Origin of the sequence: Streptomyces swartbergensis, assembly GCF_002148965.1 — a bacterium.
Lineage (GTDB): Bacteria > Actinomycetota > Actinomycetes > Streptomycetales > Streptomycetaceae > Streptomyces > Streptomyces swartbergensis.
Genome location: NZ_NGFN01000284.1, coordinates 1 through 11,131 on the forward strand (window position 1 = coordinate 1; position 11,131 = coordinate 11,131).

The window sequence follows — 11,131 nt, forward strand, 5'->3', positions numbered from 1 at the left end:
GGAGGAGCGTGCGGGTTACGGTGGGTGTCGTTGTGAGCGCACACAGTGGCGAAACGGGGGCGTGTGGGGGGTGCGGGGAGGCGCAAGGTTGTTCGCCCGTAGCGGAGGGAACGGGGGCGCTCGGCATGGACTTCCGGTCCGTACGGGTAAGACATCCCTAGTGGGAGGGGGCGACACGCAGGAAAGGCCGTCTCACGTTCGCCATGGGCGTACTGGCGAAGGGGGTAACTGCCTGGCCTGCGGGAACATCGTCTCGCACCATCGGGTTGGAGCAGATGTCGGCGTTCGGGGTCAGGAGGCCAAGGACGGTGTCGGCAGTTGGAATGAGCGGTCCCCGCTTGCGGGACTAAGCTGCGGAAGGACAGGGAGGGGAAGTTCCCCCCACTGCCTGACCGCTCTGAGGAGCGATTAACGATGTTCGAGAGGTTCACCGACCGCGCGCGGCGGGTTGTCGTCCTGGCTCAGGAAGAAGCCCGGATGCTCAACCACAACTACATCGGCACTGAGCACATCCTCCTGGGCCTGATCCACGAGGGTGAAGGTGTCGCCGCCAAGGCCCTTGAGAGCCTCGGGATTTCGCTCGAGGCGGTCCGCCAGCAGGTGGAGGAGATCATCGGGCAGGGCCAGCAGGCCCCGTCGGGTCACATCCCCTTCACCCCCCGTGCCAAGAAGGTCCTGGAGCTGTCGCTCCGCGAGGCTCTTCAGCTGGGCCACAACTACATCGGCACGGAGCACATCCTGCTCGGCCTGATCCGCGAGGGCGAGGGCGTCGCCGCCCAGGTCCTGGTCAAGCTGGGCGCAGATCTGAACCGCGTGCGGCAGCAGGTGATCCAGCTGCTCTCCGGTTACCAGGGCAAGGAGACCGCCACCGCCGGCGGGCCTGCCGAGGGCACGCCCTCGACGTCCCTGGTCCTCGACCAGTTCGGCCGGAACCTCACCCAGGCCGCTCGTGAGTCCAAGCTCGACCCGGTCATCGGGCGCGAGAAGGAGATCGAGCGGGTCATGCAGGTGCTGTCCCGCCGTACGAAGAACAACCCGGTCCTGATCGGTGAGCCCGGCGTCGGCAAGACCGCCGTCGTGGAGGGCCTCGCCCAGGCCATCGTCAAGGGCGAGGTGCCCGAGACCCTCAAGGACAAGCACCTCTACACCCTGGACCTCGGCGCGCTGGTCGCCGGCTCCCGCTACCGCGGTGACTTCGAGGAGCGCCTGAAGAAGGTGCTCAAGGAGATCCGCACCCGCGGCGACATCATCCTGTTCATCGACGAGCTGCACACGCTGGTCGGTGCGGGTGCCGCCGAGGGCGCCATCGACGCGGCTTCCATCCTGAAGCCGATGCTGGCCCGCGGTGAGCTGCAGACCATCGGTGCGACGACGCTGGACGAGTACCGCAAGCACCTGGAGAAGGACGCGGCCCTGGAGCGCCGCTTCCAGCCCATCCAGGTCGCCGAGCCGTCCCTGCCGCACACGATCGAGATCCTCAAGGGTCTGCGTGACCGGTACGAGGCGCACCACCGCGTCTCCATCACGGACGAGGCGCTGGTCCAGGCCGCCACCCTGGCCGACCGGTACATCTCGGACCGCTTCCTGCCGGACAAGGCGATCGACCTGATCGACGAGGCCGGTTCCCGGATGCGCATCCGCCGGATGACCGCGCCGCCGGACCTGCGTGAGTTCGACGAGAAGATCGCCGGTGTCCGCCGCGACAAGGAGTCCGCGATCGACTCGCAGGACTTCGAGAAGGCCGCCTCTCTCCGCGACAAGGAGAAGCAGCTCCTGGCCGCCAAGGCCAAGCGGGAGAAGGAGTGGAAGGCCGGCGACATGGACGTCGTCGCCGAGGTCGACGGCGAGCTGATCGCCGAGGTCCTCGCCACGGCCACGGGCATCCCGGTCTTCAAGCTGACCGAGGAGGAATCCAGCCGACTGCTCCGCATGGAGGACGAGCTCCACAAGCGGGTCATCGGCCAGGTCGACGCCGTCAAGGCGCTGTCGAAGGCGATCCGCCGTACGCGTGCCGGTCTGAAGGACCCGAAGCGTCCCGGTGGTTCGTTCATCTTCGCCGGCCCGTCCGGTGTCGGTAAGACCGAGCTGTCCAAGGCGCTCGCCGAGTTCCTCTTCGGTGACGAGGACGCGCTGATCTCCCTCGACATGTCGGAGTTCAGCGAGAAGCACACGGTGTCGCGTCTCTTCGGTTCGCCCCCCGGTTACGTGGGCTACGAGGAGGGCGGCCAGCTGACGGAGAAGGTCCGCCGCAAGCCGTTCTCGGTCGTCCTCTTCGACGAGGTCGAGAAGGCCCACCCGGACATCTTCAACTCGCTGCTGCAGATCCTGGAGGACGGTCGCCTGACCGACTCCCAGGGCCGGGTCGTGGACTTCAAGAACACGGTCATCATCATGACGACCAACCTCGGCACCCGGGACATCTCCAAGGGCTTCAACCTGGGCTTCGCGGCCCAGGGCGACACCAAGTCCAACTACGAGCGCATGAAGAACAAGGTCTCGGACGAGCTCAAGCAGCACTTCCGTCCCGAGTTCCTGAACCGTGTCGACGACGTGGTCGTCTTCCCGCAGCTCAGCCAGGACGACATCCTCCAGATCGTCGACCTGATGATCGGCAAGGTGGACGAGCGCCTGAAGGACCGGGACATGGGCATCGAGCTCTCCCAGTCCGCCAAGGAGCTGCTGTCCAGGAAGGGCTACGACCCGGTGCTGGGTGCGCGTCCGCTGCGTCGCACCATCCAGCGCGAGATCGAGGACAGCCTCTCCGAGAAGATCCTCTTCGGCGAGCTGCGTCCCGGTCACATCGTGGTCGTGGACACCGAGGGCGAGGGTGAGACCAAGACCTTCACCTTCCGCGGCGAGGAGAAGTCGGCCCTGCCGGACGTCCCGCCGATCGAGCAGGCGGCCGGTGGCACGGGACCGAACCTGAGCAAGGACGTGTGACCCCTCGGGGACACTCCTGAAACGAGAGTGGGGCCACTGCCTTCGGGCGGTGGCCCCACTTCGTGCTTCGCCCGGGGCGAGGCTCCCGGGTCCGTCCGCCGGTCTCCTCGCGGGCACCGGCTCCAGCCTCAGCGCGGGTCCAGGGTGACGTCCGCGTCCGGGAAGAGCGGCTGGAAGCCGGACATCGGGAAGGAAAAACCGGGCTTGTTTCCCAGGATCACCGAGTGCAGCCCGGGCAGTCGGGACGCCAGTGCGGCGAGGTGCTCGGTGCCGTCCATCGAGGGGACCCGCAGCACCTCGACCCCGGGCAGCTCGGGCATGCGGCCGATGGAGGCCGGCAGATCCCGGATGATCGACGCGTTCAGATACAGGTGGGTCAGTCCGGGGAGCGCGGCGACCTCCCGCCAGTCGGCCGCCGTCAGTTCCGTGGTCAGCGGTCCGAGGCTGAGCGTGTGCAGCGTGTCCCAGTGGCTCAGGCCTCGCAGCCCAGTCACGTCGGTGCTGTGGCGGCCGAGGAAGAGAAAGCCCAGCGGGGCCTCGGCCGGCAGGGCGTCGGTGAGGTCGGCGCCGGGCAGCTCCTGGACCACGGAGAGCAGGTTCAGTGACGGCAGGAACCGCAGCCCCGTCAGATCGGCGAGGGGGTCGAGGACGAGTTCGGTGAGCGGCAGCGGCGACAGCCGGTCCAGGCCCGTCGCGTCCGGACACTCGAAGAGCGTCAGCCTGTTCAGTGAGGTGAAGTGCCGCAGGGCGCCCAGTTCCGTCAGACGCGGGTTCCGGTGGATGTCGAGCGTGGTCACCGTCCCGGGCTCCGGTACGGCGGCCACGATGTCCTCGGCGCTGTGCGGGCCTTCGAAGGTCAGCTCGGGCCAGGGACGCATCCGGGCGAGGGCGGTGAGCTGGGCGGGCGACTCGCAGGTGAGGAAGAGGTCCGTGCGGTCGAGGTGGTCCAGTACCTCGGCCGCGTATTCCTCGGCGTCGAACCGGTGCCAGGTTCCCGCGAGCTGCCGCCGCACGTCGTGGTCGGGGTGGTCCCGGAAGCGGCGCAGCACGGCGAGGGCCCCGTCAGGTTCCTCCGATCCCAGGACCGAGGCGGTGACGGTGACGCCCAGCGCCTCCTCGTCCGTCAGGCTCTCCGGCCCCGGCAGCAGCTCCAGCACCAGCGGACCGGCCTCGGCCAGCTCCCTCGCGGCCCCGGCCGTGCGCGGCGGGATCAGCGCGGCGGCCCGCCCCTCCACCTCCGTGCGCACCGCGGGGTCGAGCGCCGTCGCGTGCTCCAGGCAGGCCAGCGCCAGCAGCGTCAGCCGGGGCGTGTCCCCGGCCAGCAGCTCCCTCAGCACGGAGACCCGTTCGTGAGGTCGGGCGTGGGCCACGGCCATGCGGATGACGTCCTCCCACTGGGTGTCGTCGGCATGGCTGGTGAGGACGTCGAGGTGGCCCTCCTCCACGGCGTACCGGGCTCCCAGGTAGTCCTGGAAGGTGCGGTGGACGAAGTCCATGACGTCCTCGGCAGGACGGCGCAGCACCCCGCTGCGCAGCAGGAGGGTCCGCAGGACGGCAGACGCGTCCCCCTTCCCGGCCGTCGGCGCCAGCGCGGGCAGCGCGCGCTCCACGATCCTCTCGGCCGTCTCCAGGGTCATTTCCGTCCGTCCGCTCAGCACCAGGGCGTAGGCGATGCGCTGGAGCAGTTCGAGTTGGGCCGCTTCGCCCAGCTCCGGTCCTTCGACCGCGCCCATGCCGCGCTCCCGGTCGCGACGGGAGAGCAGCATGGCGAGGGCGGCGTCGTACAGCTCCTTGCGCCCGGTGGGCAGGTAGCCGCGGCGCTCGCGGTGCAGGGCGCAGATCAGGCCGCACATCAGCGGGTTGGTGGCGAGACGGGCCAGGTCCCGCTTGGTGCGCAGGGAGTCCAGCAGCCGCTGCTCATACTCCGGGGCGCGCGCCGCCTCGTGCCAGCGGTGGACGAAGGTGGCGACCTCCGCCCGGCCCATCGGTGCCAGGGACAGTTCCCGGAAGCCCTCCTGGGACAGCCAGTCGGCGCGTACGGCGGTGGGCCGGGTGGTCAGCAGCCAGCGGTTGCCGGGGTAGGCGTGGATGAGGGCGCGCAGCCAGTCTCGGGTGCCGTGGCGGTCGGCTGCCGGGATCTCGTCCAGACCGTCGACCAGGACCAGCGCCCGGCCCGTGGTCAGCACGCGTTCCGTCCAGCCGTCCGGCGGGGACAGCGGACAGCCGACGGCGCTCAGGAAGGCGGCCGGTGCGGGCAGCGGGCCGGTGCGGATCAGGGTGCGCAGCGGGAGGACGTAGGGGATGTGCGTGCCCTTGCGTGCCGCGGTCACCGCCAGCCACTGCACCAGGGTCGTCTTCCCGGAGCCCGCGTCGCCGCGGAGCAGCACCCTGGGGTCCTTGTCCAGCGTCTCGTCGGCCGGCATCCGTCCGGTGCGGGCCGGCGGATCCTCGCCCGGCGCGGCGGCCCGGTCGGGTTCCCGGTCGGCGGTCGCCTCCAGCGTCAGGTAGGCGACCTCCAGCGGCCAGCGGTCGGGGGAGTCCCGCAGGTCGATCCCGTAAATCGTGATGTGGTTGTGGCGCTCGGCGACGAACGGCAGGTAGCGGCGTTCGAATGCGGTGTCGCGGGCGTCCGGACGGGGCGTGCGGGTGATCAGCTCGTCGACCTTGGCGATCAGTTCCGCCTGGGCACGGGTCTGCTCGACCAGGGTGCGGGCGACGAACGTGGAGCGGCGGGTGAAGAACTCCAGGATGTTCAGGCACGCCCACTCGGTCGCGTAGTCCAGGAAGTGGCAGGCGTCCGCGGACAGACCGTCGGGGGCAGGGCCTGCGCGGTGCAGTCTCATGGCCAGCTCGCGGTGGCCGAGGCGGACCGCCTGGATGTCGTCCATGTCCAGGTCGCCGAGGGCGAGCAGCCTGCGGGCCAGCGTGTCGGTGACGGCGATCTGCTCGTCGGGCGGGAAGGGCGGTTCGCCGGGGGACTCCACCGCCTGTGCCACGAGCCGCTCCGCGAGCTTCTGTACGTCCTGCTCGCTCAGGGTGCGCTTCTCGCCGCGGAACGACACCAGTGCGGAGAGGCGTACGGGCTTGTCGACCAGGCCTGCTCCCGGGCCCTCCGAGCGGAAGAGCTTCTTCAGCAGCGGAGCGACCAGTGAGGACGCCAGCTTGCCGCCCAGTACCGTCGGATCCAACCGCCTCACCCCCGTGATCGCCGAACGGGGGTGAGACTACCCGGAGTTGACCAGGTGGGTCAGGAAAGCTGCCCGTCGTAGTCCGGCAGCTTGTACGTCTTCTCGGCGTGGCCGCCCGAGAGGTCGGTGGCGCTGTTGCCGATGTTCGCGATGATCGTGTAGCCCTTCTTCTCGACGTCGACGCGCTGGGCCGTCTTGTACTCGGCGACGTTCTTGAAGAGGTCGATGAAGTTCCGGACGTACAGGCCGGAGACCTGGTAGCCGGCCTGCTTGAGGTTGTACTCGGTGAACGAGTGGATGATGTCCGGGCGGGCGGTCACGAAGAACAGGGCGACGCCGCGCTCCTGGGCGTATCTGGCGGCCTCCAGGACCGGCTTGTTGGCCGGCTGCGGGTAGCTGAAGCCGAAGTCGGTCTCCAGCGCGGTGTTGTCGATGTCCAGGACGATCGCCTGTTTCTCGCCCGGCTTGGCGGCCGCGATCCGCTGCTTCAGGTAGGGCAGCGCCTGGTCCATCACCGCCTGGCAGTCCCTCTGCCAGGTCGCATAGTCGACGTCTGCGGCGGCGGCCGTGGTGACCGCGGTGGCGGCACCGGCGGGGGCTGCGGCATCGGCGGGGGCTGCGGCATCGGCTGGTGCGGCCATCGCCACGAGGGCGGCTGCCGAGACGGCGGTCACTGATGCGCGGCGCAACCAGGGGCGTCGGGTCTGCATGTCGTGGGGGTCCTCTCACGTCCGTGACGCTGTCAACATGTCGTGTGCATGTTCGTGGGCGAGGGTGACGCGAGGGGAACCGTAGGGTTACCGGGCGGTAGGTGCATAGAGGCGTACGCCACATTTCCGGAATGGCCGAAGAGGGTCCCCGGTGACATGCCGCACAGGCGATATGTCCGTTACTAGGCGGAATAGTGCTGAACGGGTAGGGAGGAAAGGGATTCCTGACCCGTGGAGCGGGCTGAAGTGCGCTGTAGTGCGCTGATTCGTCCCGAATGGGCGCCATGTCAAGAGACGTGGAACACGCGTCGAAATTACTAACTTCTGTCGTAGATCACGATTTTGGGAGTTTGTCGGACTTCGGGTTACCAAGGGATGGCCATTCGGCGAGCGACTGCGCGCCGGGTGGTTTTCTCCGTCCCCTTCCCCACGAGGTTTCGATGTCCCAGCGCGTCACGTCCCGTTCCTCCCGTACGTCCCAGCTCCGCACCCGTGCGACCGTGCTGGCCGCCGGCCTCGGTGCCTCGGTCGCACTGGGAGCCGGGGTCGCGTCCGCCGCCGACACCACGGCCGCGTCCGGCGCCGCCAGTGCCGTCCAGGCGCAGGCCGCCGCCCAGGCCAAGGCCGCGAAGGCCGAGGCCGTGAAGGCCGAGAAGGCGGCCAAGGTCGCCGCTGTGAAGAAGGCTGCCGCCGCCAAGAAGGCCGCCGTGAAGAAGGCCGCCAAGAAGGCCAAGCCGTCCTGGGTCGACCCGGTGAAGACGTACAAGCTCTCCGCGAGCTTCGCCCAGAACGGCGGCATGTGGCAGTCCACCCACAGCGGGCAGGACTTCGCCGTGCCGAGCGGCACCCAGGTCGTCGCCGCCCACGGCGGCACCGTCGTCAAGGCCGGCGGCAACGGCGCCGGTGACGGTCCCGCGTACGGCAACGCCGTCGTGATCAAGCACGGCAATGGCACGTACTCGCAGTACGCCCACCTGTCGAAGGTCGAGGTGACGATCGGCCAGGTCGTCAAGACCGGCCAGGAGATCGCCCGGTCCGGCAACACCGGCAACTCGAGCGGTCCGCACCTGCACTTCGAGATCCGTACGACCCCGAACTACGGCTCGGCGGTCGACCCGGTGAAGTTCCTGCGGGCCAAGGGCGTCAAGGTCTGACGATTCCGGACGGCCCGGGCGCGCTAGGAGCCCTGGGCTCCCCGGTGGGCCTGGGTCACCAGGTCCGTGGCGACCTCGAGGACGGCTTTGTTCTTGTCCTCGGGGTCGCCTTCCAGGTCCTGGAGCAGGAACATCCCGGCGTGCAGCGTGAAGATCGCGCTGACGCAGCGCACCTGGTCGACCATGTCGGCGTCCGGGTCGATGATGATGTCGCGCAGGCTGCGGATGCGCTCCTTGAAGGAGTCGCCGATCCGCAGCTCCCGCACCGTCGCCTGGTTGTCGTGCATGAAGCGGAACAGCGGCGCGGCGCCGTACAGGGTCTCCGCGTAACGGCGGACGATCTCCTGCTTGGTGTCGAGCGTGTGCGGCTGCTGCCGCCCCCACTCGATCAGTTCCTCGATCGGTTTCGTGAGGTCCTCGAAGATGCTGACGAGGATCTCTTCCTTCGTCTTGAAGTGGTAGTAGAGCGCCGCCTTGGTGACCTCCAGGCGTTCCGCGATCTCGCGCAGGGAGGTCTTCTCGTAGCCCTGCTCCGCGAAGAGTTCGAGGGCCACGTCCTGGATGCGCTGGCGGGTGTCCCCGCGGCGCCGCCGCCTGGTGCCGTCCATGGTGCCGCCCATCCTCCTACGCCGCTCCCTTTCCATAAAACTTACTTGACGCCCGGCTAGTTCCGCGGCTAGCTTCCGAGTGTAGTCACTAGCCGGTCGGCAAGTAAGTAGCGGTAGCTGGGGGAGTGGGAAAGCGATGGCGGACACGACGGACACACCGGCGGTCGGCGCCGACACCGACACCGGGGCGAAACGGCCGAAGAGCGTGCGGGTCGTGCTGCTCGCGCTGATGATCGCGATGATGCTCGCGATGCTCGACAACATGATCATCGGTACGGCGATGCCGACGATCGTCGGTGAACTGGGCGGCCTCGAACACCTCTCGTGGGTGGTCACCGCCTACACGCTCGCGACCGCGGCCTCCACCCCGCTGTGGGGCAAGATCGGCGACATGTACGGCCGCAAGGGCACGTTCCTGTCGTCCATCGTCCTGTTCCTGATCGGCTCGGCACTCAGCGGCATGGCCCAGAACATGGGCGAGCTGATCGGCTTCCGCGCGATCCAGGGCCTCGGTGCCGGCGGCCTGATGGTCGGCGTCATGGCGATCATCGGTGACCTGATCCCGCCCCGGGAGCGCGGCAAGTACCAGGGCATGATGGCCGGCGTCATGGCGCTGGCGATGATCGGCGGCCCGCTGGTCGGCGGCACGATCACCGACCACTGGGGCTGGCGCTGGGCCTTCTACATCAACCTGCCGCTCGGCGTGGTCGCGCTGGTCGCCGTCAGTGCCGTGCTGCACCTGCCCAAGAAGCGGTCCGAGGCGCGGATCGACTACCTGGGCGCCGCCCTGCTGACGGTCGGCATCACCGCGATCGTGCTCGTCACCACCTGGGGCGGCACGGAGTACGCCTGGACATCCGCGCGGATCATGGAGCTGATCGGCATCGGGGTCGCCGCACTCGTCGGGTTCGTGTTCTGGCAGACCAAGGCGGCCGAGCCGGTGGTGCCGCTGCACATCTTCCGCAGCCGCAACTTCACGCTGATGTCGGTCATCGGCTTCATCACCGGGTTCGTGATGTTCGGCGCGACGCTGTTCCTGCCGCTGTACCAGCAGTCCGTGCAGGGTGCCTCCGCGACGAACTCCGGCCTGCTGCTCCTGCCCATGCTCGGCGCGATGCTGGTGACCTCGATGGTCGCCGGCCGGGTCACCACGAACACCGGCCGGTACAAGGTGTTCCCGATTCTCGGCAGCGTCCTGATGACCGTCGGTCTCTACCTGCTGTCCACCATGGACACGGGCACCTCGCGGTTGACGTCCGGTGTCTTCATGGCCGTGGTCGGGTTCGGCATGGGCTGCCTGATGCAGATCACCATGCTGGTCGCGCAGAACAGCGTGGAGATGAAGGACATGGGCGTCGCGTCCTCGTCCACCACCCTCTTCCGCACCCTCGGCTCCTCCTTCGGCGTCGCGATCATGGGCGCGCTGTTCAACAACCGCGTCCAGGACGTCATGTCCGAGCGGGCCGGTGCGCTGGGCTCCAAGGTCACCGAGCAGTCGGCACAGCTCGACGCCAAGAGCCTGGAGAAGCTTCCGGTACTGGCCCGGGAGGCGTACCAGCACGCGGTCTCCGCCGGCACGCACTCGGCGTTCCTGCTGGGAGCCGTGGTGGCGGTGGTCGCCCTGGCGGCGGCCGTGTTCGTCAAGGAGGTCCCGCTCAAGGGCGCGGGGCCGAAGGCGGAGGACGAGCCGGACGCCCCGGCGACGCAGCCGCCCGTGGTGGAGGCAGTCTGACCGGACCGCATGAGGACGGCCCCCGGGGTGGAGGGCGGTTTCTAGGGATCGTCGCAACACATGATCGGTTGTGTCAGACGGCGAGCAGTTTATGCAGACGCTCGGCTGGGGTTTCCCAGCCGAGCGTTTTGCGTGGGCGGCCGTTGAGCTGGGCGGCGACGTCGTCCAGGCGCTCGCGGCTGTGGACGGACAGGTCAGTTCCCTTGGGGAAGTACTGCCGCAGCAGGCCGTTGGTGTTCTCGTTGGAGCCGCGCTGCCAGGGACTTGCCGGGTCGCAGAAGTAGACCGGGATGTCCGTGGCGACGGTGAAGCTGTGGGTGGGCGGCCATTTCGCAGCCCTGGTCCCAGGTCAGGGACCGCTTGAGGTGCGGTGGCAGCCTGTGTGCGGTCTGCGTCAGGGCGTCTCGGACGCTGGCGGCGGTGTGGTCGGCGGGCAGGTGGAGGAGCATCACGTAGCGGGTGCTGCGTTCGACCAGGGTGCCGATCGCCGAGCCGCTGTTCTTGCCGATGATGAGGTCGCCTTCCCAGTGGCCGGGCACGGCCCGGTCGTCCGCTTCGGCCGGGCGGTCGCTGATCATCACCATGGGATCGCCTGAAGCGCGGCTGTCGGCAGTTGGCCTGGCGGTGGGGCTTGCGGCGGGCGCGTCCGGTGCGCAGGGCGCCGGCCAGCTCCCGGCGCAGTGCTCCGCGCCCTTGCACGTAGAGCGCCTGGTAGACGGTTTCGTGGACCACGTGCATCTCCGGCCGGTCGGGGAACTGTCTGCGCAGAGCGTGACAGATCTGTTCCGGGCTCCACCGC

At 68.8% G+C, this 11,131-nt stretch carries 6 protein-coding genes and 1 pseudogene; 3 read left to right on the forward strand and 4 right to left on the reverse strand.

Annotation, left to right across the window (positions count from 1 at the left end; translation table 11 throughout):
- Positions 1–414: 414 nt before the first annotated feature.
- Positions 415–2,940 carry an ATP-dependent Clp protease ATP-binding subunit gene (locus CA983_RS32690; protein WP_086604417.1) on the forward strand — a complete coding sequence of 842 codons (2,526 nt, stop codon included), beginning with the start codon at positions 415–417 and terminating at the stop codon, positions 2,938–2,940.
- 128 nt (positions 2,941–3,068) lie between these two features.
- On the opposite strand, the gene CA983_RS32695 is transcribed toward CA983_RS32690, so the two are convergent.
- Together CA983_RS32695 and CA983_RS32700 are read right to left on the reverse strand one after the other, a co-directional pair.
- A complete protein-coding gene (locus tag CA983_RS32695; RefSeq protein WP_086604418.1) occupies positions 3,069–6,128 on the reverse strand; it encodes an NACHT domain-containing protein in 3,060 nt (1,019 codons plus the stop codon).
- Positions 6,129–6,187: 59 nt separating this feature from the next.
- Entirely contained in the window at positions 6,188–6,838 is a 651-nt protein-coding gene (locus CA983_RS32700) for an HAD family acid phosphatase (RefSeq protein ID WP_086604419.1), read from the reverse strand.
- Positions 6,839–7,278: 440 nt separating this feature from the next.
- On the opposite strand from CA983_RS32700, the gene CA983_RS32705 reads away from it, so the two are divergent.
- Positions 7,279–7,992 (forward strand): M23 family metallopeptidase, encoded by a 714-nt coding sequence (locus tag CA983_RS32705; RefSeq protein WP_086604420.1) that lies wholly within the window; start codon positions 7,279–7,281, stop codon positions 7,990–7,992.
- A gap of 23 nt (positions 7,993–8,015) precedes the next feature.
- Here CA983_RS32705 and CA983_RS32710 read toward each other — a convergent pair whose 3' ends face one another.
- The gene (locus tag CA983_RS32710; protein WP_086604421.1) at positions 8,016–8,612 is read right to left on the reverse strand and encodes a TetR/AcrR family transcriptional regulator; all 597 of its coding nucleotides are present in this window, start codon (positions 8,610–8,612) and stop codon (positions 8,016–8,018) included.
- A 124-nt stretch (positions 8,613–8,736) separates the two neighbouring features.
- On the opposite strand from CA983_RS32710, the gene CA983_RS32715 reads away from it, so the two are divergent.
- Positions 8,737–10,332 (forward strand): MDR family MFS transporter, encoded by a 1,596-nt coding sequence (locus CA983_RS32715; protein ID WP_086604422.1) that lies wholly within the window; start codon positions 8,737–8,739, stop codon positions 10,330–10,332.
- A gap of 73 nt (positions 10,333–10,405) precedes the next feature.
- Here CA983_RS32715 and CA983_RS32720 read toward each other — a convergent pair.
- Positions 10,406–11,131: pseudogene (locus CA983_RS32720) on the reverse strand (IS30 family transposase); the annotation flags it as partial.